General features: G+C 58.4%; 19 protein-coding genes and 2 pseudogenes. 11 read left to right on the top strand and 10 right to left on the bottom strand.

Annotated elements, in window-relative coordinates:
- Positions 1-17: 17 nt before the first annotated feature.
- Positions 18-857, bottom strand: coding sequence for an FAS1-like dehydratase domain-containing protein (locus OSW16_RS15900; RefSeq protein ID WP_267816669.1), 840 nt, complete (start codon positions 855-857; stop codon positions 18-20).
- A 126-nt stretch (positions 858-983) separates the two neighbouring features.
- On the opposite strand from OSW16_RS15900, the gene OSW16_RS15895 reads away from it, so the two are divergent.
- Positions 984-1,904, top strand: coding sequence for a LysR family transcriptional regulator (locus OSW16_RS15895; RefSeq protein ID WP_267816667.1), 921 nt, complete (start codon positions 984-986; stop codon positions 1,902-1,904).
- Here the strand turns inward: OSW16_RS15895 and OSW16_RS15890 are convergent.
- From OSW16_RS15890 to OSW16_RS15875, 4 genes are all read right to left on the bottom strand, one after another.
- Positions 1,901-2,620 (bottom strand): TorF family putative porin, encoded by a 720-nt coding sequence (locus tag OSW16_RS15890; RefSeq protein ID WP_241805198.1) that lies wholly within the window; start codon positions 2,618-2,620, stop codon positions 1,901-1,903. The genes OSW16_RS15895 and OSW16_RS15890 overlap by 4 nt on opposite strands.
- Positions 2,621-2,766: 146 nt before the next feature.
- The gene (locus OSW16_RS15885; protein WP_267816663.1) at positions 2,767-3,018 is read right to left on the bottom strand and encodes a hypothetical protein; all 252 of its coding nucleotides are present in this window, start codon (positions 3,016-3,018) and stop codon (positions 2,767-2,769) included.
- Between the two features lie 228 nt (positions 3,019-3,246).
- The gene (locus OSW16_RS15880) at positions 3,247-4,794 is read right to left on the bottom strand and encodes a J domain-containing protein (protein ID WP_267816661.1); all 1,548 of its coding nucleotides are present in this window, start codon (positions 4,792-4,794) and stop codon (positions 3,247-3,249) included.
- Between the two features lie 3 nt (positions 4,795-4,797).
- A complete protein-coding gene (locus OSW16_RS15875; protein ID WP_267816659.1) occupies positions 4,798-6,492 on the bottom strand; it encodes a molecular chaperone HscC in 1,695 nt (564 codons plus the stop codon).
- Between the two features lie 193 nt (positions 6,493-6,685).
- Between OSW16_RS15875 and OSW16_RS15870 the strand changes: the two genes are divergently transcribed.
- Positions 6,686-7,663: a DUF3829 domain-containing protein gene (locus OSW16_RS15870; protein ID WP_267816657.1), complete on the top strand. Its 978-nt coding sequence runs from the start codon at positions 6,686-6,688 to the stop codon at positions 7,661-7,663.
- A 241-nt stretch (positions 7,664-7,904) separates the two neighbouring features.
- Here the strand turns inward: OSW16_RS15870 and OSW16_RS15865 are convergent, their stop codons facing one another.
- Complete coding sequence (locus OSW16_RS15865; RefSeq protein WP_267816655.1) at positions 7,905-8,420, bottom strand: GrpB family protein; 516 nt, start codon at positions 8,418-8,420, stop codon at positions 7,905-7,907.
- Between the two features lie 266 nt (positions 8,421-8,686).
- On the opposite strand from OSW16_RS15865, the gene OSW16_RS15860 reads away from it, so the two are divergent.
- From OSW16_RS15860 to OSW16_RS15845, 4 genes are all read left to right on the top strand, one after another.
- Positions 8,687-9,214, top strand: coding sequence for a tyrosine-type recombinase/integrase (locus OSW16_RS15860; protein ID WP_267823994.1), 528 nt, complete (start codon positions 8,687-8,689; stop codon positions 9,212-9,214).
- A 283-nt stretch (positions 9,215-9,497) separates the two neighbouring features.
- Positions 9,498-10,634 (top strand): N-methyl-L-tryptophan oxidase, encoded by a 1,137-nt coding sequence (solA, locus tag OSW16_RS15855; RefSeq protein WP_418942012.1) that lies wholly within the window; start codon positions 9,498-9,500, stop codon positions 10,632-10,634.
- Positions 10,631-11,410 carry a MetQ/NlpA family ABC transporter substrate-binding protein gene (locus tag OSW16_RS15850; protein WP_267816651.1) on the top strand — a complete coding sequence of 260 codons (780 nt, stop codon included), beginning with the start codon at positions 10,631-10,633 and terminating at the stop codon, positions 11,408-11,410. Before solA ends, OSW16_RS15850 begins: the two co-directional genes overlap by 4 nt.
- A gap of 704 nt (positions 11,411-12,114) precedes the next feature.
- Positions 12,115-13,551 carry an IS1182 family transposase gene (locus tag OSW16_RS15845; protein WP_267816637.1) on the top strand — a complete coding sequence of 479 codons (1,437 nt, stop codon included), beginning with the start codon at positions 12,115-12,117 and terminating at the stop codon, positions 13,549-13,551.
- A gap of 366 nt (positions 13,552-13,917) precedes the next feature.
- On the opposite strand, the gene OSW16_RS15840 is transcribed toward OSW16_RS15845, so the two are convergent.
- Positions 13,918-15,042 carry an HD domain-containing phosphohydrolase gene (locus tag OSW16_RS15840; RefSeq protein WP_267816649.1) on the bottom strand — a complete coding sequence of 375 codons (1,125 nt, stop codon included), beginning with the start codon at positions 15,040-15,042 and terminating at the stop codon, positions 13,918-13,920.
- Positions 15,032-17,893 carry a sensor histidine kinase gene (locus OSW16_RS15835; protein WP_267816647.1) on the bottom strand — a complete coding sequence of 954 codons (2,862 nt, stop codon included), beginning with the start codon at positions 17,891-17,893 and terminating at the stop codon, positions 15,032-15,034. The genes OSW16_RS15840 and OSW16_RS15835 overlap by 11 nt, the downstream gene beginning before the upstream one ends.
- Before the next feature lie 428 nt (positions 17,894-18,321).
- Between OSW16_RS15835 and OSW16_RS27135 the strand changes: the two are divergent.
- From OSW16_RS27135 to OSW16_RS15820, 4 genes and pseudogenes are all read left to right on the top strand, one after another.
- Positions 18,322-18,642: pseudogene (locus OSW16_RS27135) on the top strand (PAS domain-containing protein); the annotation flags it as partial.
- A gap of 810 nt (positions 18,643-19,452) precedes the next feature.
- Positions 19,453-19,938: pseudogene (locus OSW16_RS27130) on the top strand (methyl-accepting chemotaxis protein); the annotation flags it as partial.
- Between the two features lie 31 nt (positions 19,939-19,969).
- Positions 19,970-20,941 carry a chemotaxis protein CheV gene (locus OSW16_RS15825; RefSeq protein WP_267816643.1) on the top strand — a complete coding sequence of 324 codons (972 nt, stop codon included), beginning with the start codon at positions 19,970-19,972 and terminating at the stop codon, positions 20,939-20,941.
- Complete coding sequence (locus tag OSW16_RS15820) at positions 20,926-21,261, top strand: hypothetical protein (RefSeq protein ID WP_128610526.1); 336 nt, start codon at positions 20,926-20,928, stop codon at positions 21,259-21,261. The genes OSW16_RS15825 and OSW16_RS15820 overlap by 16 nt, the downstream gene beginning before the upstream one ends.
- A gap of 122 nt (positions 21,262-21,383) precedes the next feature.
- Here OSW16_RS15820 and OSW16_RS15815 read toward each other — a convergent pair whose 3' ends face one another.
- Both OSW16_RS15815 and OSW16_RS15810 read right to left on the bottom strand, forming a co-directional pair.
- Positions 21,384-22,004, bottom strand: coding sequence for a tyrosine-type recombinase/integrase (locus tag OSW16_RS15815; protein ID WP_267816639.1), 621 nt, complete (start codon positions 22,002-22,004; stop codon positions 21,384-21,386).
- 307 nt (positions 22,005-22,311) lie between these two features.
- Entirely contained in the window at positions 22,312-23,748 is a 1,437-nt protein-coding gene (locus tag OSW16_RS15810) for an IS1182 family transposase (RefSeq protein ID WP_267816637.1), read from the bottom strand.
- 221 nt (positions 23,749-23,969) lie between these two features.
- Between OSW16_RS15810 and OSW16_RS15805 the strand changes: the two genes are divergently transcribed.
- Positions 23,970-24,323, top strand: a complete 354-nt coding sequence (locus OSW16_RS15805; protein ID WP_267816634.1) for a hypothetical protein — start codon at positions 23,970-23,972, stop codon at positions 24,321-24,323.
- The last annotated feature ends 129 nt before the right edge of the window (positions 24,324-24,452 follow it).

Raw genomic sequence — 24,452 nt, 5'->3', positions numbered from 1 at the left:
GGTTCCCTGTCCAGTTCTCAGTCGAAAAGCACGTCGGCGCTCTGCGCCACGCCGTCGGCATTGCCGGCCCATAGTTGCGCCTGGCCCGGTGCGCCCATGCGCCCGGCCACGTCGAATGGGGTGGGCACGGTCAGTGGGCGTACGCCGCGGTAGGCGAACTGGCGCAGGCGTTTGCCAGGGTTGGCGCGCTGGAAGGCGCGCAGGGTGAGGGTGGCGATCAACGGGCCGTGCACCACCAGGCCGGGGTAGCCTTCGGTGCCGGTGACATAGGGGTAGTCGTAGTGGATGCGGTGGCCGTTGAAGGTGACGGCGGAGTAACGGAACAGCAGGGTCGGGGAGGGCGTAACGGCCTCGCTCCAGTCGCTTGGTGCGCTTGGCACGGCACTGCTGAGTTTGGGCGGGGTCGGTTCGCGGTAGACGATATCCTGCTCTTCACGCACGCACAGTGCGCCGTGCTGTGAATACTCGTGGCGCACGGTGACGAACAGCAATGCGCCACTGCGCCCGTGCTTTTCTTCGATATTCACGATGGTCGACAGGCGCTGGGCCTCGGCACCGACCTTGAGCGGGGCAATGAACTCGACACGGCCCCCGGCCCACATGCGGTTGCGGTTGTCGGCGGGGGGCAGGAAGCCGCCGCGCGTCGGGTGGCCATCGCCGCCCAGTTGCGATTCGGCCACCGGCTCCTGGAAAAAACACCACATCCACAGCGGTGGCAAGGGTTGCCCCACGGCAGGGGCGCTTTCGCCGAGCGTGGCGGCGATGCGCTTGATCAGGTTGCGGCTGAGCTCATCGACGGCTTCTTCGGTGCGGCCGATCCAGGCGCTGTAATCCGTGGGCGGGTGCGTAGCAGTCATAACCATTGGCCTCTGCATTTGTTGTTATGCAGCGATCATGCGAGGCACCTGGCATTCTGTGAATTTGCATTTGTGTAAAGCAGCGTTCGTGTATGCTGAACGCCTGTACCCCTTTCGGATAGGCCGATGCATTTCGATCTGGCAGACCTGAGGCTGTTCATTCATATCGGCGAGTCACCGAGCCTGACCCAAGGCGCGCGGCGGGCATTCCTCTCGCCGGCCGCCGCCAGTGCACGTGTCAAGGCCCTGGAAGCGCAGCTGGACACGCGCCTGTTGTACCGTGACAGCCGGGGTGTCGAGCTGACGCCGGCGGGGCAGAAACTGCTCATGCATGCGCGGTTGATCATGCGCCAGGTGGACTACCTGAAAGCCGAATTCGCCCAGTTCGGCACCGATTCGGCCGGGCATATCCGCATCTTTGCCAACACCACTGCCGTGACCGAGTTCCTGCCCGAAGTGCTGGCGGGCTTTCTCGCCAAACGTCCCGGCGTGACCGTGGACCTGCAGGAGCGCCTGTCGCGGGATATCGTGCGCGGTGTGCTCGATGGCAGCACCGACATGGGCATCATTGCCGGCCCCGTGGAAGCCAGCGGCTTGCAAGTGCTGCACTTCAGTACCGACCGGCTGGTGCTGATCGTGCCGGCAGGGCATGAGCTGGCTGGCAGCCGGCAGGTCACGTTGAGGCAGACGCTGGCGTTCCAGCATATCGGGCTGCACGACGGCAGCACCTTGCTCAGCTTCCTGCGCGACCATGTCGAGCGCATGGGCCTGAGCCTGTCGCTGCGTATCCAGCTGTCGAGCTTTGAGGCCATCTGCCGGCTGGTGGAGGCGGGCGTGGGGATTGGCATCATCCCCGAGTCGGCGGCGATCCGCCACAGCCAGACCATGAACCTGGTCACCATCGAACTGGATGAAGCCTGGGCCGTGCGCGAGCGGAGCATACTGGTGCGTGAGCTGGATGCGCTGCCTGGGACGGTGAGGGCGTTGATCGCCACCTTGATGCCTGAGGGTGCAGACAGCCCATTGCAACCGCCCCCGGCCCCCTAGAAGAAACTACGCTGAGCCTTGAACGTCACCATGCTCTCGCAATACGCGTTGATCCCGGCATAGGCATCGCAGCCCCCGCCGTTGAGGTCGGAGTTGCTGTAGATCAGGTTCAGGTCGATGCCCAGCCAGGGCCGCGACAGCTCCAGTGACCAGTCGGAGAAGGCATTGACCTGGCTGCCGTCGCCGATGGTGAAGGGCGTGCCCAGGCGATGATGGGCGAGTTTGACCGTGAGGTCGATGTCGAACAACGGCAATTGGCCGAAATCGGCGAACAGCGTACCGGTGCGATTGTCCGGGTTGTCACGCCAGGCCCCGCCGATCCGGCTGCCCATGACCGAAATGCCGCCATACAACGCATAGCTGTCCGGCCCTGCGATGTTCGGCTGGCTGTAATGGATCAGGCCTACCTCGTAACCCAGTGTGCTGTCGAAGTGGTGCTTGTAGCCCAGGTAGCTGTCGAGGCGCAGTGTCGAGTCAGGCGTTACCCCCATGCTCGGCGCATACTGGCCCACGTACCAACCGCTGGGGTGGGTGAGGTCCAGGCCACCGTGAAAGGCGCCGCTGGCGCTGGGCGAAATCAGCCCCTGGGCCATGCTGCGTGAAGGCGTGGTGCCAAGTTTGAAGTCGAAATCGCCCAGTTCGCGCTGTATTTGCTGCGCCTGCAGCGCTGTGCTGAACAGCAGAGCCGCACTGAGCAACAGAAAGGGCCTGGTCATGGTCACCGTCCTGGAAGGCTTGCGCTTGAGCGGCACAGGATACCTGTGTTGGCGGGTGGGGAAAACAATACGGCGTATTCCAGCGGATTCAGGCGGGTTCGATCAGGTTCTGGCCCAGGTGGCGAACGTACTGCCTGGTTTTGAATTCAACCTTCGATCGCCCCGGGCGTTTCGGCCACCTCGGTCACCACCTGCTCACTGCCGGCGCGCAAGATCACGCGCTTGCGCAGTTCGTACTCATCCAGGGACAGTGCCTGGCGCTGGATGGCTTCGAGCTGCAGCTGGCGGGTTTCTTCCGCGGTGTAAGGGCGCAATTCCGGGTGGCTGGCGCAACCGCTGAGCACGGCAATGGCTGTAGCGGACAAGGTGGCGAGCAGCAGGCGGGCCGTGGTGTTCATCGCGAAGCTCCAGGATTCGGGGGGGGGGGTGTATGACGAATCGATGGAGCAAGGTTATTGAGCGGCCGCGATCATTAGAAATTGCCATTCTCGATAGTGACTATCGATTGCACCGTGTGAGAACGGCAGGCTTTGCTAACCCTAAGCGCCACGCGGTACGGGCCTGAGAGATACTGGGATGCGCGTGCCATTGTCATGTCTCGTGGCTCACTCAGGTGTCAAAGGCGATCAGGCTACCCACCGCATCCAAGCGATCACCACCACCATCACGCTACAAAGCAGCCACTGCACGGCACTGAGCCCGGCAATCCGATAGACCGCTTGCAGCGGCCGGCGCCAGCGATAGTCGCGGGCCTGCGGCCCCCAATCGGCGGGCTGAAGCAGGCCGATGGTGCCAATGAGCACGTAGGTGCCCAGGCCAAGCGGCCCCAGCCAGTGCCATAACAGCACGGCCAGCCCAAGCAACGGCCCTGCGTTGCGTATGACCAGGTAGCGGCGGTCGCGGGTGATGCGCTTGCTGACGCACCAGGCGCTGAGGCGTTGATCGATGTCCTCAAGGCTGGCTGCAATCTGCGCCCAGTGGCCGAACAGCCACTGGCCCATCTTCGCTGCAAGCAGCCCGCCCATCGCGTAAAGCGGGAGCAGGATCAAGGTGGTGACAGGGTCCAGATTGGGCAAGCTTTTAAGCGCCAGGGCCAGTGTGATCACAGCGGCGGCGCGTTTGACGCCGTGGGGCGGGTCGCGGGGCTCGACCAGCGCTTTCCAGAACCAGGCGTCATGGTTGGGGAACATCCCCAGCAGGTCGGGGTAGCGCGCTGCGAACGCCTCTGACAGGCGCTCGCAGGCTTGCCAGTCGGCCTCGACGAAGGCGGCGGCCATTGCCTTTTGCTGCTCAGGGTGAGGCGCCGACAGAAACAGCGCGGCGGCGTTGGCATCGGGGCTGGCCTGCGCCTCGCGGCGATCCGCCAGGCTGCGCAGGTGGCTCAGCCAGGCTCGCTGTTGGTAACGCCTGCGCAGGGTTTGCCAGTGCTCGCCTGCAATCGGCGGCTCGGCACCTGATGCGTTCCAGGCGAATGTCTGGCACAGGTGCTCGAACAGCTCGGGCGGCCAGCCTTCATCGTTCAGCAACAGGGTCAGCACGTGCACTTGAAGCGCTTGGCGACGCTCCAGGTCCGCTAGCCAGCCTTGGCGACTGGCCCGTTCGAGCATGCCGCTAAAGCGCTCATGCTCGCCTGCGGCCAATAATTGTTCGAGCGCGTTGTAGAGGGTGGCAGCGAGTATGAGCGACAGGTGCTGCTGTTCGGCGTGCGAGGCGGGAAACTGCTGCCAAGGGGTAAGCCACTGACGCTGTTCGATACCCCAGTGCAGGGTATGGCAATGGGCTGATGCGGCGCGCAGGCAACGCTCGAACAAGAGGCGTTCGAAGACGCCCTCGATGCCTTTTGCTTGCGCTTGGGCCCAGGCCTGTTCGATGGCCGAGTCGACGAACCCGTCCAGCAAGGCAACGGCTTGCTCATGGGCTGAACCCGCGTGGAGCGTACGGCTGGAAGGTGGTGTGTCGGGCGCTGGCGCGCGTTCGGTAACTCGAGCATCCGTGCGTTCCCCCTGCAGAGCCTGCAGGGCCTCTTCATAGGCGTCGCGCAGCTGCTGGAACGCGGCCGGGTCTTCGTCCGGTCGGGTGACCTTGAGCAGCTTGGCGTACTGACGCTTGAGGCTTCGCGCGTCGCACGCGGATGTAAGCTCCAGCACCTGCCAGCAATCGGCAACCGAGCTCATCGGTCAGCGCCCGTCGCTGCTTTCGAATGCTGCCATGCGCGCGTTCAGCTCGTGGCGCGCCTGGCCGATGACACGTTCATCCTGGCTGGCAAGCGCCTCTTGGAACCGTGTGGCCCAGTGGTCTACCAGCTCACGACGCTCGCCCAGGCTTTCTTCATACAAGCGCTCCAGGCGGGCGACCAGCAGGGTGTTGACCTGCTGGTCGCGTGGGTGCACTTTCAGGGCTTCGAGCTTGTGCAGGCGTTCGGCAATTTCATCGGCGCTGAGCACGCCGGGGTTGTTCTCGATGACCAGCGCGTACTGCTCGCCTGTGACGGGGATGCTGACCTGGCATTCGAGCAGGCCGTTGCTGTCGTAGGTGAAGCGCACATCAATTTCAACCACGCCCTTGTTCGGCGGCACCGGGATTTCCAGTTCGCCCAAGGCGATGTTGTCACGCACCAGGCGGCTCTCGCCCTGGTAGATCTGTACCCGCACGAGCTCTTGCGCCTCATGCACCGTGCACACGGTTTTCACCCGGCTGACGGGGACGGTGGAATTGCGCTCGATGATCGGCAGATAGTGCCCACTCTCATGTTCGTTGCCCACCCGCCGCAGGGTCGCGATGCCGAGGGTATAGGGACAGACGTCGGTCAGCACCACTTCTTCCAGGGCCGCGTGCCGTGCCTTCAAGGCGGCCTGCACCGCAGCGCCCAGCGCTACGGTTTCGTCCGGGTTCAACTGCACCGAAGGGAAGCGGCCGAACAGGCTGGCAGCCAGCTTGCGGACCAGCGGCATGCGCGTGGCGCCGCCCACCAGCAGCACCTGGTCCAGCTCGTCGCTGCGTATGCGGGCATCGCGCAGGGCGCGTTCCACAGGGTTGCGCAGCCGCTCCAGCAAGGGCTCGAACAGCGTGGCCATGGCCTGCTGGGTGAAGGTGTGCTGCCAGCGTCGCGCACCGACCTGCAGCACGAATTCGCTGGTGGGGGAGTGGCCCAGTGCGATGCGTACCCGCTCGGCCTCGCGGCGCAGTAGCGGGCTGATCGACGCGCTATCCGGGAAGTCCGGATCTTCAGCGTGGGCCTGGATAAACTGCCTGGCCAGCAATTGATCGAAGTCCTCGCCACCCAGGTAGTTGTCGCCTGCGCTGGCACGTACCTCCATCACGCCGTCGAACAGCTCGAGGATCGACACGTCGAAGGTGCCACCGCCCAGGTCGAACACCAGAAACGACGACTCACTGCCGTGCTGGGGCAGGCCGTAGGCGAGCGCCGCGGCGGTAGGCTCATTGATCAGCTTGTCGACTTTCAGTCCGGCCAGCTCACCGGCGATGCGGGTCGCCTTGCGCTGGGCATCGTTGAAGTAGGCCGGCACGCTGATCACCGCTTCGGTGACTACCTCGCCATAGGCGCGCTCGACATCTGCCTTGAGGCTTCTGAGCAGCATCGCCGACAGCTCTTCGGCACGAAACGGCGTCGCGCCCAGCTGCAGCGTGCGGGCACTGCCCATATGCCGTTTGAATAGCGCTGCGGTCAGTGACGGGTGCGTGCACAAGCGTTCGCGGGCAGCCTGCCCGACCAGTATCCGGCCTTCGTCGTCGAGCCCGACCACAGAGGGCGTCAGCAATTGCCCCAGGGCATTGGGCACCAGCTCACTGGTGTTTTCGTTCCATACCGCGACCAGGCTGTTGGTCGTACCAAGGTCAATCCCGACAATCATGGCGAATTCCTTTTCGTTCCGAATGCAAGTTTACGGTGCTGTCACCGAGGCAGAATGCGAGACCGGCCACAAAAATGTAAAAAGGCAGGCCCTGCTTGAACTTCATCGAGTATTGAGCCTCTAGAATACCGCGCCCGGCTGATGGCAATGTGTCAGCAGCTGGTCGCCCCAGGACAAGACAAGGATGAAGACGATGCAAGCAAGCAGGGTATGGCTAGGACTGCTGATCGCCGCAGGGGTTCTGCTGGCCGGTTGTGACAACGCGCAAGCACCTCGCAGTGCGACGGCCCCTCAAGGCCAGGTTGCGGCCGAACAACCCAGCGCCGAACAAATCGAGATCGAGAAGTACAACGCCTATGTCGATGCCGCCAACAGCGGTGGCAATTTTGCGGCCATTCTGGATCACCGCCGAACAGAGTATTCGAAGGACCTGCAGTCCAAGAACAAGCTGTCGGAGTACTACCTGTTCAACGCCTACGACATCAGCCTCCTGCGCGACAACCTGAACAAGGCCCTGGCCTTGCCGTCACCCATGCCGGACCTGGACGCGCCAGCAAAAGCGATGCTGGTGGCGCTGGACAAGCTCCAGCCCGTCCACAGCGAACTCGCCAACTACGCCGCCTCCAAAGGCTACCTGAGCGATGGTGGCCAGAAGGCCAGGGCGATGGAGCCGGCCCTGGATGCAGCGCTCGAGGGCGTTGCCATCGAGCAGGCCAAGTTCTATGACGGCCTGGCCAAGCGCGATGAAGTCAACACCCGACAGGCGTTCGACGAGGCCGAAAAGGACTCGCTGGCGTATTACCGCGCCGGGATCGTGCTATACGCCAAGCAATCGATGCGCTTGTCCACCGACTTCTTCCAGTCGGCCGGGGCCGAGGCGTCGGTCAAGCCGTTTGAAGAAAGCCTGGGTAAAACCGCGCAGATGATTGAAGGCTGGCACAAGCAGAACACGGCAACCGGCCCAGGCTGCAGCGTGATGCTCAGCCGCCTGAATCAGTTTGTCGGCAAGGGCCGTGAAGCTATCGATACCGCCAGATCCGGTGGCTACAAATACAATGAGCAACGCCAGATGGCATGGAAGCACAACAACCCGATCGAACATGATGCCAAGTTCTTCGGTAGCGCGTTCGACGATGTGATCAACGACCTGAACTCCACGAGCTGCAGTTGAGCAATTTTGGCATTTGCGCGACGCGTCGGTAGCTGCCTACACCGGCGGCACACGTCGCCCAGAGGTATGTCACCAGCCTCCGGGCCTGCGCCCCCCCCTGTGGGAGCCGCGCTTGCCGGCGATGGGCCGCAAAGCGGCCCCCGTTACCAATGCCTGCTTCGGGTTGAAAGCTGCCGGTCGGGATGAGTTGCTTTCCACCCAATGCAGACACTTGATATTGGGTCGCTTAGCGATCTTTCAGTCATCCAGGAACGGCAATACCGGCATGTAGTAGTGCCGCGATAATAAACGGAGACTTTTTCTCCAGATACTCAGCCATTCCACCCGTATTGCTCGACTCCAGTTGGAGCTTCAACGCTTCATACTGCTGGCGCGTTGAGGCATTGCATCTGAGCAAATCTCTGAACCCCAGCATCTGGGTGATCGCAATGTGGCCACGAACACAAGCGTGGAGCTTGTGCGTGCGAATCCCATCCACATTACGCCGATAGAAATGATGCCCTTCCGACAGATCACTTCCTCGTATATACCCCAAACCCATCAACACCTCGTCCCGCGCCGAGACGTTGCTATGATCGTGAACCTCGATGAGTACATCGATCTCGGGCTTCGCCGCGAGTCCTGGAACGGAGGTACTTCCAACATGTTGGATGGCAATCAGTTCATCGCCAAAGGCCGAAGCGATGAGTGGCTTGTCTGCCAGAAAGCGGGCGGGCCACGTGGGGTTGTAGGGGGTGATCTTGCTGGTCAATGCCATTTCCGTTCCTTGGTGGCTAGTACCCAATGATCCGAATGTTCCCTCAAAACTTGTGCACTTGCCAGCGCCTCCTTCTGGCCGTTAGCTGCCTGTCGCGAACGGCAGTTTTGGGTCGGTTAGCGCCTCTGGATTGGGTTGACCATCCTTGTCCTACCTCACATGGAGAACAAGCCATGAACGCCATTACGACCAGCAACCATCAGTCTTGGAACAAAGGAAAATTGGTCGGGCAGAAAGCTCCGCTCCGACTGAAAGATATCTGAGCCATTCGGGTAAGGCTCCAAATCGCGGAGGAAGCTCGTGATTTACCCCTTTTCGATCTGGCCATCGATAGCAAGCTTGGAGCCTGCGATCTGACCAAGCTTCGCGTACGCGACGTTGCTCATGGGGAGCACGTGTCATCGCGGGCGATAGTGATGCAGCAGAGAACCCAACGTCCCGTACAGTTTGAAATTACAGAGCAAACGCGGCTGGCCCTACAGGCCTGGATACATCAAGCCCAACTCCACAGCGAGGATTGTCTTTTTCCAAGCCGGCTACACGCCTCAGCGCATCTCTCCACCCGGCAGTACGCCCGAATCGTCAAAGCGTGGATAAAGTCTATTGGGCTAGATCCTGCTATGTACGGCACCCACACGATGAGACGTACAAAGGCATCGCTGATCTATCGCAGGACAAAGAACCTGAGAGCAGTTCAGCTCCTGCTCGGCCATACAAAGCTTGAAAGCACGGTGCGATACCTGGGCATTGAAGTCGATGACGCATTGGAGATGGCAGAGCAGACGGAGGTCTGACAGCGTCCAGCGACGGTCGAGGAATGACCGTCGTGATTCGACCCATAGCTGCCATTGTGCAAGCCGTAGCGGTCTTTCTCGACCTTCAAATGTCGAGCAACCTATGCAGCGTGCCCCCGTTCCTGGTTTGATTACGCGCTACCAGGCAATAGCAAAGCATTAAGAAATAACCATATACCCTTAAATTCTTTGTCACATGAGAGCATATATTTTCAACTAGCGCCTTTTTGAGCGAGCGCTGTTCGTGGAACACTGTGAAGTAGTTGTCATCGGTCTGGGCGCCATGGGCGCCGCCACCACGTTTCAGTTGGCCAAGGCGGGTGTCGATGTGGTGGGCATCGACCGCTTCCATCCCCCGCATACCTTTGGCTCAAGCCACGGTGATACGCGAATTACCCGACTCTCCGTGGGCGAGGGTGCGCAGTACGTGCCTATCGTGAAGCGGGCTCAGCAGATCTGGCGAGATCTGGAAGCGCAGTCTGGCGAGTCTTTGTTCGAACAGTCCGGCTTGCTTGCCCTGACTTCCAGCCCCGACTTCGATCCCGAGGATAAAACCGACTTCACCTTGCGCACCATAGGGTTGGCCCAGACCTACGGGATCGATCACGAAGTGCTCGACGCCGAACAGATCCGACAGCGCTTCCCGCAATTCGCGAACGTACACGACGACGCTATCGGTTACTTCGAGCCGGGAGGTGGCTTCGTGCGCCCAGAGCGTTGCATTGAGGTGCAGTTGCGTTTGGCGGTGCAGCACGGCGCGACCTTGCACACAGGCGAAACGGTTACCCAGATCAGCTCGGATGAACAAGGCGTGACTGTCACGACCGACCTGCGCACGGTGAAGGCCCGCAAGCTGGTGTTCAGCGCCGGAAACTGGGCCGGTGGGTTGCTGGGTGAGCCTTTTGACCGGTTGCTGAGTGTCTACCGGCAGAAGCTGTTCTGGTTTGAGCTTCAAGACGGCTCGGGCCTAGAGGGCGCGTCGCCCACGTTCATCCTCACCCATGGGCGGGGAGACGACAAAATCAACTACGGCTTCCCTGCGCAGCCCGGCGAGGGCAGCCTGAAGATCGCCACGGCCCAGTACCACACGGTCTCGCAGCCCGACCTGCTGGACCGCACGGTTTCTGCCGAGGAAGAACTCGAGATGTACCAGCAGCAGGTGCTGGGCCGTATTGCCGGGGTCACAAACAAGGTCCTCAAATCGGCCGTTTGCGCCTATACCGTTACCCCGGACCGACATTTCATCATAGATCAGCACCCCACACTCAAGCACACCCTGGTGGTGTCCGCCTGCTCTGGCCACGGTTTCAAACACTCGGCGGCCCTGGGCGAGGCCTTCGCGCAGTGGTGTACACGCGGCACTACCGACCTTGATCTTTCCTCTTTCACCCTTGAACGATTCGAAGGAAAAAAACTGTGAAGCGAATTGCCCTTTCCCTTGCCTTGCTGGCTGCCTCCCTCGGTGCTGCACAGGCCGAAACGCTCAAGATTGCCGTAGTGCCCGTGCCTCACGCCGAGATTCTGGAGTTCCTCAAACCTGAGTTGGCCAAGCAGGGCGTTGAGCTGGAGGTGAAGGTATTCACCGACTATATCCAGCCGGATCGCCAGGTTGACGAGGGGCGGTTGGATGCCAACTACTTCCAGAGCAAGCCGTATTACGAGGCCTACAAGAAAGACCGCCCGAGCAGCGACCAGGTACCGATTGTAGCCGTTCACATCGAGCCGTTCGGCGCTTACTCGAGTAAGGTCAAATCGGTCGCCGAGCTGAAAGATGGCGCCACCGTTGCCATTCCCAACGACCCCACCAACTCCGGGCGTGCACTGCTGCTGATAGCCAAACAGGGCCTGATCACGCTTAAAGACCCCAGCAACATCATGGCAACCGCCGCCGACATCACCAGTAACCCGAAGCGCCTGAAGTTCAGGGAACTTGAAGCGGCCATGCTGCCACGTGTCCTGGGCCAGGTGGACATGGCGCTGATTAATGCCAACTACGCGCTGGAAGCCAAGCTGGTGCCGCACAAGGACGCGCTGTTCATCGAAAGCTCGGAATCGCCGTACGCCAACTACCTGTACGTGCGCAGGGACAAAGCCAGTGACCCAGCTGTGCAGAAGCTTGGTGCGTTGTTGAACTCGCCTCAGGTCAAGCAGTTCATCCTTGAGCGTTATCACGGCGATGTGGTTCCGGCGTTCTGATCGTTTGACTGACATCGCAAACCGATTACTAATTCGGCCCTGGAACAACCGCCGCTGAGCTGGGGGGAGCGGCCTTGTTCCGCGATCACGGGGGTAGCCCGTGCCAGGCAACTGTATTTCATGGGCCGACCTCTTCGCGGGGCAAGCCCGTGCCAGGTAACTCCATCGCATGGGTCGGCCTCTTCGCGGGACAAGCCCGCTCCCACAGAATCACTGCCAACTTCACCGGCGGCTCTGGGTCGAAAGCACTCAGTCAGCAATGACTTATTTCGGCTCATGGCGGACATCCGAAGGCCGGGGCCGCTTCGCGGCCCATCGCCGGCAAGCCCGGCTCCCACAGGTACTGCGCAGGCCCGGTGACTGGTGATACCTCTGTGGGAGGAAGTGCTTGGTGACTTGGTGCTTGCGCCTGGTACGCGAGTCCATCTGCCAGATCTGGAGCCTTTCAACGACCTGTCCGGCGATCCCGTGCCCTATGGCATGCAGCGCCTGGATCAGGCTGATTTCGACCGCACGCCAGGTCACATCATGGGCATGCCTGTGCGTCGTCTGAAACTGGCGCAGGAGGTCAGAGGAGCGCCCGGTCAAGGTAATCGTAATTGCCGCGAAGCCGATGAAAGGGATGACTGGTATGGGTCCAGGCTGTGTGAAAACGCCCGCAGTTGTCTAACCTTCTGACCGTCGTGATCGTGGCGGGGACAATCATGAAGCGGTTCATCGAAGGTGAAGCTCGGACGCAGGTCACATTGCTGCCAGAGTGCCTGGATGACTACATCACCAATGAAAACCCAGTGCGAGTGGTCGATGTCTTTGTTGATGAACTCGACCTGAGCGCGCTCGGTTTCGCAGGCGTCGATCCGGCAGCAACAGGTCGCCCGGCCTACCATCCAGCGGTCCTGCTGAAGATCTACATCTACGGCTACCTAAACCGCATTCAGTCCAGCCGCCGGCTCGAGCGTGAAGCTGAACGCAATGTCGAGTTGATGTGGCTTACGGGGCGTCTGGCTCCAGATTTCAAAACCATCGCCGACTTTCGCAAGGACAACGGTAAAGCCATTCGCAGTGTCTGCCGTCAGTTCGTGATCCTCTGTCGCAACCTCAACCTGTTCTCTGACTCAATCATTGCCATCGACGGCAGCAAGTTCAAAGCCGTGAACAATCGCGACCGTAACTTCACCCAGGCCAAGGTGAAGGCCCGTATGCAGCAAGTCGAGCAGAGCATTGAGCGCTATCTGACAGCGATGGATTCGGCGGACCGGGCAATGCCGGAGGTGGCTGTGGCCAAGGCCGAGCGACTGAAAGAGAAGATCGAAACGCTGAAACAGCAGATGCAGAAGCTCAAAGACATTGAAACGCAGCTACTTCAAACCCCAGACAAACAAATTTCTCTCACAGATCCCGATGCTCGCTCCATGTCAGTTGGTGGTCGGGGCAGTGGCACCGTTGGCTATAACGTGCAGACGGCCGTTGACGATCAGCACCATCTGATCGTTGCACATGAGGTGACGAATGTCGGTCATGATCGCGGCCAGTTGAGCAACATGGCGAAGCAAGCGCGTGACCAAATCGGTACTGAATCGCTGAATGTCGTTGCCGACCGGGGCTACTACACAGGCACGGAAATCGTTGCATGTGAGCAAGCTGGAATCTCGCCCTTCGTACCGAAACCACTGACCTCTAGCAGCAAAGCCGAAGGTCGATTTGGCAAGCAGGATTTCCTATACGTCTCGGCATCGGATGAGTATCGATGCCCTGCGGAGCAATTACTGACCAAGCGTTACTCAACTTGGGAAGACGGGATGCTGATGCATGTTTATTGGTTCTCGGGCTGCCAGTCCTGCGCGATGCACAAGCAATGTACGACGGGCAAAGAGCGCCGGTTGAAACGCTGGGAACATGAAGCGACCCTCGACTCGATGCAGGTTCAACTGGAGCACGATCCGGGGAAAATGAAGGTGCGCCGCCAAACCGTTGAGCATCCATTTGGAACGCTCAAGTACTGGATGGGGGCGACCCACTTCCTGACCAGGACCCTGCCAAGGGTCAGTACTGAAATGAGCCTCCATGTGCTCGCTTACAACCTCAAGCGAATGATGAGCATCTTGGGCATCAGGGGGCTGCTCGAAGCGCTCAAAAGGTGAAATGGCCTACTGAGCCGCCAGTTAGGGGCCCCAAAGTCTCCACGAAGGACTCATACCGGCCAGATGCACCCTTGCGAGGCCAACTGAGCTAATCCAGGCAATTTCCTGCCAGTTTTGCAAGCGCCCCTAGATAGCCACGACCTTCAACGCATTCCGCGAGTTTTCACACAGCCTGGACCCAGAGCGGCCGTTCGACGAACTCTATCTTCAGCCACCCAGCGGGTGTTTGAGCCAGAAGCGGACGCTCAGCCAACGTCTTTACTGACCCATAGCAGTCAAATGCCCGATGGTGGAGTGAACCTCAGTTGCATTTCATCCGCGCTTACTAACAAGCAATTATAGCGCTGATATTTTACTGAGGTTCACTTAGTCAGGCCCAGCCGCACGAGACTGCCCTTGCTTGCTGTGAAGCTCTTCCCTTTTGGGCGCATCCGAAATTATCTTGGACTGTTCAAAGTACTTCTCAATTTGCTCAAAACATCCCTGTATGGCCTCGACCAGATTGGGATCGAAATGCCGACCAGATTGCTCCCTGATGAATGCCTGTGCTCGCATTACGCTCCAAGCTGCTTTGTACGGGCGGGATATCCGCAACGCGTCGTAAACATCACACAGGGCAACAATCCTGGCAGCAAGGGGGATAGCCTCGCCGCTCAGGCCACGCGGGTAGCCTGAACCATCCCATTTTTCGTGATGACAGTAAGCGATTTCCGCGGCCATTTCGGTCAACTCATCCATGTTCTCGGTGTGCAATATGCTATAACCGATGCCTGGATGCTCCATGATTACTTGCCGTTCTTCTGCCGTAAGGGGACCTTCCTTGAGGAGAATGTGGTCGGCAATGCCGATTTTACCCAGGTCATGCATTGGCGCCGCCATTCTTAGGCGCTCACACCAGCTGGCAGGCTGCCCAATCGCGTGTGCGATCAACGCGGCTGAATTACCTATACGCTGAATATGATCGCCGGTTTCGTTATCCCGATAGGTTGCCGCTCTGCCCAACGCACGAATGGCAGCGCAGTAGCTGTCCTGCAACTGCGCAGTGCGCTGCAATACTTGCAACTCCAGATTCAGATTGGCTTCCTGCAAGTTGCGCGTTGCCTGAGCCAACCGCAAGCAATTGCGAACCCTCAATACCAGCTCAGGCAGGTCCAAAGGCTTAGGCAGATAGTCATTGGCGCCTGATTCCAGCCCTTTGCGTCTACTAAGTGCGTCGGTCAACGCGGTGAGGATGATGACCGGCTGGCGGGAGCGGTCCCTCCCCTTCAACCGCTCGAGAATTTGAAAACCATCCGGCTCCGGCATATCCAGATCGAGCAGCAATAGATCCCATGGATTATTGATCAACCATTGCAGCCCAGCTGCGGAGTCCGAGAATGACACCACATTGGTCAAACCAAAAGCTTTCAGGCTCGAGGCCAGTAAACGCAAGTTGGCGCTAACGTCGTCTATCACGACAATTCGCACATCGTCAGGAATATCAGTGAACATCGGTGGACTCCTTTTCCAATAATGCCCCAAGCAATCCGGCTAGCTCTTCCCGGGCCACAGGTTTGGCGAGAACCCCCTGAAACTCAACGCCCAGTAACGCCAGCTTGCGCGGCTGGCTGCCGACCAGCACCAGCGACATGAATTGCGCACCAGCAGTGCGACGGATTCGTCCCAATGCACCAAGTGCGGGTGCCTCGTACCCATCACAGTCGAGCAGCAGTACATTGGGGGCACCCTGTTCGCGAGCCTGAATCAGGCACTCATCTAGCGTGCCATACTCGAAGCGGGTCGCAACGCTTAGCAAATCTGGCAGTTGCGTGATGATTTCGACATCACTACCAGCATAAAACAGGAGCGGATCGCTCACTTCCTCGGGGCACTCTAGCTGTGTGGCGTCGAGCAATTCGATCCAGAAGCGGCTGCCCTCACCCGGTGTACTGCGCAGCCCCATTGAGCCACCCATGAGGCCTGCCAGCTCACGGCACAGCGCCAGCCCGATACCGGTGCCCTGAATCGAAGTGTTTTCCTTGCCCAAACGTTGAAACGGCTCGAACAGTTCCGCCTGCAGTTCAGGCTCGATACCCATGCCACCGTCCTCGACATATAGGCGCACAACACCAGAGAGCAACTCGGCGCCGACCAGCAACTTGCCTCCAGGTCGGTTGTACTTGATGGCGTTGGAAAGCAAGTTCAACATTACTTGGCGCAGACGCCTGGGCTCCGACTGCACGCAACAGTCCCTGGGCACTGGACAAAGCCGCAGCTCCAGTCCTGCTGCCATAGCCTGGGGAGCCATCATCTCAGAACAGTGCTCCAGCAAACTGGCGACCGGAACCGATACTAGGCTGAGGTGCTGCGGTTCTGCCTGCAGACTCGACCAGTCCAGCAAGTCGTCGACCAATGTAGTCAGGTGGCTGCTCGCAGCCAGAATTTCCTGGGCCTGATCTTTGGCAACGGCATCCTGCACTTGCAGTTGCAACAGCTGGCCGAAGCCATGAATGGCGTTGAGAGGCGTGCGTAGTTCGTGGCTGATACTGGAGATAAACCGGGACTTCGCCTGGTTCGCCGCTTGCGCTTGATGTGTTCGCTCCTTGAGATCCGCCTCGGCCAGTTTGAGCATATCGATATCGACCAAGGTGCCGAGCGCTGTTCGACCGGCGTCGAACGAGACGTCCAGCATTTGACCTTGGCACAGCAGCCATAATGCGCTGCCATCGCCCTTGCATACTCTCAACTCCACTTCGATACGCTGCTGCATCCCTGAGCGCAGGCGATCGAGCACCCCTTGGAATTGCCCGGCACTTTGCGCGTCAAGTTTCTCCAGAAACGCTTCTCGGGAAATATGGTTGCTTGTCCAGCCCAGACGCTTGCACAACCCGCCATGCAGGCTCAGACAGTCATCATCCAGATGGAACTCCCACATTCCCGAGGTGGGGTAGTCCATGATCAGCATCAGCCGCTGCTGGGCCATTCGTCGATGCAAATCGCTGGTCGCTAATTGCCCTCCCATGGTCAGTACATCGCCGGCCATTTGATCCAGCTCGTGGATTTGCGATCGGGCCCGCTCGGGCTGCCAATGCCCTCGCCCGATCTCTCTGAGCATTGAGCTGATATCAGCAATGGTTTCGCGCAAGCGCTCACTCAGCCTTCGCGAACGCACCCACAACACACTGAAGTAGGCCAAATAAAACACGACCAGGCCGCCAATCATGAGATAGCCAATCGTACGGTAATGGGCAGCCAGCTCATTGGTAACGCTCATGACACTTTCTTTATCGACCACAGCCAACAAGTGCCATCCGGTACTGCTGATCGCGCTCCAGGCGACAAGATGCTCACGCCCTTTCAGGGGCAATTGCATATTGCCGGAGCCGCCTTCGCTCAACCGGGCCGCCAATTGCCGGGTATCGTCCCGCGACATCAAGTTAAAGTTCTGCGGTTTGAAATGCTCGCTACTGAGCTTGCTCTGGGTCGGTACATCGATCAGTTCCTGAAGATCGAAATCGTGCTCGGACTTCTTGGGCATGGCCATGATCGTCCCATCACGCCCCACGAGCAGTAGGTAGCCGTCCCAAGGCACTTTTAACTCTTCAAGCTGCGGCAAAATTCCGCCAATGGTCACATCAATACCCACTACACCTTCCAGAAAATCCCCGGAGTAAACAGGTGCCACTGCCGACATCATCCAGCCGTGGCCTGCCGGGTCTAGGTAAACCTCGGTCCAGCGGGTGCTGCGCTCCGGGTTGTGCGCCAGATCAGCCAGGTAGTAGAAGTTGAAGTCCGGGATACGCATGTCATGCGGGTACTGCTCCTCAGTGCGGAACCACGGATAAATGCGGTTATAGCTGTCCCAGCTGTTGAAATACAGGCTGGCGATGGTTGAATCGTGAGTCTTGATTTCCTTGAGCATGGGATCGAGGGATGCTAGACGGCGGACCTTATCGAGGTCCTGCTGATCCAGAGGCGTTGCCGAGGAATAGAAAGACGCTGACCCCCCCCGGTCGGCAGGGCTGAACCGAGCGCCTTGCGGGGATACTGCCAGGGTTTCCGTGGAAACTGCTGGCGGTTGCTCCAAGACAAGTACGGTGAGCCGGGCAAGCAAGCTTGCCGTATCACCGATATGTTTCAACTGGTTCTCGATTATGCGCGCATTCTGCTCTGCACTCGCAGACAGGCTCTGGCTGGCACTGCGGTCAAGATAGCCCAACTGGGCATCCCGGATAGCCTGGTTGGTGAACAGGTAGCAACCTATCAGTACTGTCTCAACGAGAATCAAGGGAATAAGCGCGCTGCGCAAGAACGCTCGCCACATCCACTGGCGCAACAGGATCCGACCAGGGCCCTTGCTCATTTCGCCTCCTGCATGCCAGTTGACATGAACGATAATGGCCATTCGACACTATTTTTATCGCCAATGGGCCAGAAATACAAAGTCCCTTCGTCGGTTCATTTTAGAAAGCTTTTTTACATTGCCAACCGTCAATTGGTTGTATTAGAGCCATGGCAAATAACATCCATTTGCAAATCACACCGGCTACCAGCTGCTTTCAACTCTCGGATGAAGATGGGTCGTCCTTACCAATGATTAGCTCGCTAAATACTGATTCAGCTCAACGAAAGGTAAGGATTCGAGCATGTGTAACAAGATTTTTCTCTCGCCTTGTTTGACATCATAAGGCCATCAATTAACCTCCAATTCATCAACCCAGCCATGCAGGTGCCACCACTTAGACCCTCACCGACCCGCTCGCGAAAACTGCAGGACGCGCAATTGAGCTAATGGATAAGCATTACAAAAAATTGCCCAGTGCGTTCACAGAGGTTTGCATCATGCGAACTAACCTTCCGGTCACCCAGAAAGAACTCGAATTCTCAGCAGGCCAGCGCCTGATCTCCGCTACCGATTTGCACGGCAAACTGACGTACTGCAATGACGAATTCGTTGCGGTAAGCGGTTACACACGCGAGCAACTGCTCGGTAGCCCCCACAACATCGTCCGCCACCCTGATATGCCCAGTGCAGTTTTTGCCCACATGTGGTCCTATCTCAAGGACGGCAAAAGCTGGATGGGGGTGGTGAAAAACCGTTGTAGCAACGGCGATCATTACTGGGTCAACGCCTACGTCACGCCGATATTCGCTCAGGGTGTACTCACCGGCTATGAGTCGGTTCGGGTAAAGCCTGAACGAGAGCAGGTGCAACGGGCGATCAATTTATACGCCAGGCTCAGAGACAACAAGCAAAGCCGACCTGTACGCGAGCGTGTCGGTTTCTGGGTTCGAATGGTGTTGCCGCCGGCACTGGTTGCTGCAGCCAGTGCAGGGGTTTTCGAACTGGCAGGCACAATACCTGGCGCGCTCACTGCTGCAGTCGGGATGTTTGCCTTGCAAGGATTTGCCGAATTGTTGACCCGCAGGACCCTCAACAGTATCCGCAGTGTCTCTGCAGGCAGCTTCGACAGTGAGCTAATCGCCCGGACCTACACCGACGAGCGCGGCATGGCTGGACAACTGCAGATGATCCTGATCAGCGAGCAGGCCAAGATCCGCACCGCATTGAGCCGCTTAGGCGACTTTGCGAACCAGACCGCTGCCCTTGCCACACAGAGCCAGTCGCTGTCGCGTCAGTCAGAGCAAGCATTGACCAAACAACGTGATGAAGCCGACATGGCTGCCACCGCCATGAACCAGATGGCGATGTCTATTGCCGAAGTTGCAGTGCATATCAATCACACTGCCAAAGCAGCCGATGAAGTCAATCTGCTCACCCAAACCGGTTCGCAGGAAGCCCAAAAAACCCGCAATGTGATCGAGAAGCTGGCTGATACGGTGGAAGCAGTAAGCCACTCGGTGGAAGGCTTGGCCAATGAAACCCAGACCATCCAGCAAGCGGCAAACATGATTCGATCGATCGCCGAACAGACCAACTTGCTCGCACTCAACGCTGCGATCGAGGCCGCTCGGGCAGGCGAACAAGGACGGGGGTTTGCCGTGGTTGCCGATGAGGTACGGGCACTTGCGTCCAAAACCCAAGAGTCCACGCAAACCATCCAGCGCATTATCCAGACCCTTCAAGATGTGGCCAACCAGGCGGTCACAGTCGCACGTCAGGGTAGCGGTGAGGCCGTCAATGGGGTTGCACAGGTGATCAGCACCCAGCAGGCGTTAGACGGTATCAACACTGCAGTCGGTCGTATTCACGAGATGAGCCAGCAAATGGCCACTGCCTCCGAAGAGCAAGCCCACGTCGCGGAAGAAATCTCCCGACAGATCACCAGCATTGCACAGGTTTCGGACCAGAACGCCGATATCGCTGAGAACTCCTGCGCGTTGGGCGGGGACCTGGAGAACACGGCGCACGCACTCAACGCATTGGTCACCCGCTTCAACGGCTGACCCACACCCAGCTGCATCCACGAGGTGAAAAATGGCTGGTCTATTGGAAACCGTCGACAGCCGGACGCAACTGGCTGGTAAAAACCGCCTGGAGCTGTTGCTATTTCGTTTTGACGACAAGCAGCTCTACGGTATCAATGTGTTCAAAGTGCGAGAAATTCTTAAATGCCCGCCAATGTCTCACCTGCCTGGCTCCCACCACGTGGTATGCGGCGTAGCGAATGTCCGCGGCAAGTCAATATCGATCCTTGACCTTGCGCAGGCCACTGGACTGCTAGCGCTGCGTGACCGCGAGAATGCCTATGTGATCATCACCGAGTACAACGGCCGCACGCAGGGCTTTCTGGTCAGCTCCGTCGAACACATCGTCAATCTGAACTGGGAAGGCATTCATCCTCCCCCCCGTGGTAGTGGCCAGCATAATTACCTGACTGCCGTAACAAATATGGATGGTGAGCTAGTCGAGATCATCGATGTGGAGAAAGTGCTCAACGAGGTTTCACCTGTACCGGAGTACCTTAGCGATGGCAGCATTGATAAAGACATTCGGCAGCAGGCGAGCCGGTTTCGGGTCCTGATCGTCGATGATTCTTCGGTGGCTCGACGGCAGGTCAGCCGCTGCCTGCAGGCAGTGGGGGTACAGGTATTGACCTGCAATGACGGCCGCCAAGCCCTTTCACTGCTAAAAGAGATGCTCAAGGACGGCAGCCAACAGCCCGAGGACCTGTTGATGATGATCTCTGACATCGAAATGCCGGAGATGGATGGTTACACACTTACCGCCGAGGTTCGCTCCGACCCGTATTTATCGAGCTTGCACATCGTGCTGCACACCTCCCTATCCGGCGCGTTCAATGAGAGCATGGTGAAAAAAGTCGGCGCGGACCAGTTTCTCGCCAAGTTTCGTCCTGACGAGCTGGCAGGTTTGGTAATGGACCGCATACGGAAATCCGCTTCACAGCATTCGTTCAAAGAGGCACGTCAGCCATGTTCGAGTTTCTGAAAGACGTCCGTGCTCCAAACTGTCCAGATGTCGCGTGCCACTTGGCCGCCATGGTTGCGCACAACCATGGGCTGAACAAGCTTGAGCGCCTTATGGACGACGTCCTCACCCCTTCAGCTCACCGGGATGAACGCATGAGTCAGGTAGCGCGCCAATTGCATATTGCTCAGTGGGAGCTGGAGGTCATTTGCGCCTCTCGAAGCGTCGAACAGTTCAGCAGTGCGCTGCTGGCTGCCCATGGCCAGCTTGCAAACATGCTCGAGATGGAGTGGGCTGATTATTGTTCATTGGTAACTGCACCAAGACCAATCAAATTGTAGTTCGGCCGACCATGTAAGGGGAGGCTAAAGCGTTCGCAGTAATCCAATCTCCACTCCTGCAAGTCTCAGACTAAGTATTGAGAGTGCAGCGACGGTCTGATCTCGACCGTCGCTTTGGATGGTCAGGCCTCAGTCTGTTCTGCCATCTCCAAGGCATCGTCGACCTCAATGCCTAGATATCTGACGGTGCTTTCAAGCTTCGTGTGGCCAAGCAGGAGTTGGACTGCCCTTAGATTCTTTGTTCTACGATAGATCAAGGAGGCCTTCGTTCGCCGCAGCGTGTGAGTGCCGTACATGACTGGGTCAAGGCCAATGGCTGTCACCCAGGCTTTCACTATTCGAGCGTATTGTCTGGTGGAGAGATGATCTGAACCGTGTAGCCGACTCGGAAACAGACAGTCCTCGCTACGGAGGTGAGCCTGATGCATCCAGGTTTCCAAAGCCATACGGGTTTGCTCGGTGATCTCAAATTGCACCGGATGTTGAATTTTCTGCTGCATCATGATCGCTCGTGACGGCACATGCTCTCCATGGGCTACGTCCCGTACACGAAGCTTAGTTAAGTCGCAGGCTCGCAGCTTGCTGTCGATGGCCAAGTTGAACAACGCCAGATCCCTAGATTTCTCCGCGATCTGGAGCCTTACCCGGATGGCCCAGATATCTCTGAGTCGGAGCGGGGCTTTCTGCCCGACTAGCTTTCCCTTGTTCCATAGGCGATGAGTGTAGGTAGCAGCGGTTTTCATGGGTTGTCCTCCGCGTTAAGGGAGAACAGGATGAACTCGATACGATGGACGGTCGCTAACCGGCGTTTGTTCCCTTTCACAAACGACCGCAATGGGTCGGTAGCGGTCATCCACGACCGGAAGCTTGCGACCCAGGCTGTGTGAAAACTCGCGGAATGCGTTGAAGGTCGTGGCTATCTAGGGGCGCTTGCAAAACTGGCAGGAAATTGCCTGGATTAGCTCAGTTGGCCTCGCAAGGGTGCATCTGGCCGGTATGAGTCCTTCGTGGAGACTTTGGGGCCCCTAACTGGCGGCTCAGTAGGCCATTTCACCTTTTGAGCGCTTCGAGCAGCCCCCTGATGCCCAAGATGCTCATCATTCGCTTGAGGTTGTAAGCGAGCACATGGAGGCTCATTTCAGTACTGACCCTTGGCAGGGTCCTGGTCAGGAAGTGGGTCGCCCCCATCCAGTACTTGAGCGTTCCAAATGGATGCTCAACGGTTTGGCGGCGCACCTTCATTTTCCCCGGATCGTGCTCCAGTTGAACCTGCATCGAGTCGAGGGTCGCTTCATGTTCCCAGCGTTTCAACCGGCGCTCTTTGCCCGTCGTACATTGCTTGTGCATCGCGCAGGACTGGCAGCCCGAGAACCAATAAACATGCATCAGCATCCCGTCTTCCCAAGTTGAGTAACGCTTGGTCAGTAATTGCTCCGCAGGGCATCGATACTCATCCGATGCCGAGACGTATAGGAAATCCTGCTTGCCAAATCGACCTTCGGCTTTGCTGCTAGAGGTCAGTGGTTTCGGTACGAAGGGCGAGATTCCAGCTTGCTCACATGCAACGATTTCCGTGCCTGTGTAGTAGCCCCGGTCGGCAACGACATTCAGCGATTCAGTACCGATTTGGTCACGCGCTTGCTTCGCCATGTTGCTCAACTGGCCGCGATCATGACCGACATTCGTCACCTCATGTGCAACGATCAGATGGTGCTGATCGTCAACGGCCGTCTGCACGTTATAGCCAACGGTGCCACTGCCCCGACCACCAACTGACATGGAGCGAGCATCGGGATCTGTGAGAGAAATTTGTTTGTCTGGGGTTTGAAGTAGCTGCGTTTCAATGTCTTTGAGCTTCTGCATCTGCTGTTTCAGCGTTTCGATCTTCTCTTTCAGTCGCTCGGCCTTGGCCACAGCCACCTCCGGCATTGCCCGGTCCGCCGAATCCATCGCTGTCAGATAGCGCTCAATGCTCTGCTCGACTTGCTGCATACGGGCCTTCACCTTGGCCTGGGTGAAGTTACGGTCGCGATTGTTCACGGCTTTGAACTTGCTGCCGTCGATGGCAATGATTGAGTCAGAGAACAGGTTGAGGTTGCGACAGAGGATCACGAACTGACGGCAGACACTGCGAATGGCTTTACCGTTGTCCTTGCGAAAGTCGGCGATGGTTTTGAAATCTGGAGCCAGACGCCCCGTAAGCCACATCAACTCGACATTGCGTTCAGCTTCACGCTCGAGCCGGCGGCTGGACTGAATGCGGTTTAGGTAGCCGTAGATGTAGATCTTCAGCAGGACCGCTGGATGGTAGGCCGGGCGACCTGTTGCTGCCGGATCGACGCCTGCGAAACCGAGCGCGCTCAGGTCGAGTTCATCAACAAAGACATCGACCACTCGCACTGGGTTTTCATTGGTGATGTAGTCATCCAGGCACTCTGGCAGCAATGTGACCTGCGTCCGAGCTTCACCTTCGATGAACCGCTTCATGATTGTCCCCGCCACGATCACGACGGTCAGAAGGTTAGACAACTGCGGGCGTTTTCACACAGCCTGGGCCGAAAGCAGTCAGTCTTGACCGGAAGCCGTTACCCCCTATGATGGGCTCCCGAATCAAGGACTGATTTCATGATTACCTGCCATGTCAAATACATCTTCGACCCGTTCCAAGTAGGCGCCTTCGATGGCCACTCCTTTGCGAACGCACACTCATGAGTGAAATTGAAACACTGTCCTCGTCTCCAGACGGTCGCTACCAAGTCCAGGCGACGCCGTGGGAAGCAGGCAACACGCACTGGGTGTTCCCGCCGCAAATCATCGATACCCAAAACGCAAACGTGGTGTTTGGTTTTCAGGATCCTCTATGGTCAGCAGACCTCAGCACCTGGTTGAGCCCGACCCGGGTCGAACTCAAGCTGCGCAAATACCCCGGCCATCGAGCCCCTCGGGGGCTCACGGTGATCATTGAATGTGCGCTGCGTACCGCTGAATATGGCGATGGCACGCACATTGAATTAGCCCGTCTGGAAAGCACTCTTGAGGGAATGCTCGATCTGCTCGGCTGAACTCTACTTGTCGGCAAGGACCTGAATGATGAATTGGAAAGCTCTGGAACTGGCGCTGTTCGACGCCGCCAGGCAGGCATTGCAAACGCTGCTCGATGAGGGCGGCAGCCCTTTGTACGCCGCAGCCTT

It is taken from the genome of Pseudomonas putida, from assembly GCF_026625125.1.
Classification (GTDB): domain Bacteria; phylum Pseudomonadota; class Gammaproteobacteria; order Pseudomonadales; family Pseudomonadaceae; genus Aquipseudomonas; species Aquipseudomonas putida_X.
This window is presented reverse-complemented; position numbering and strand designations above follow the sequence as displayed.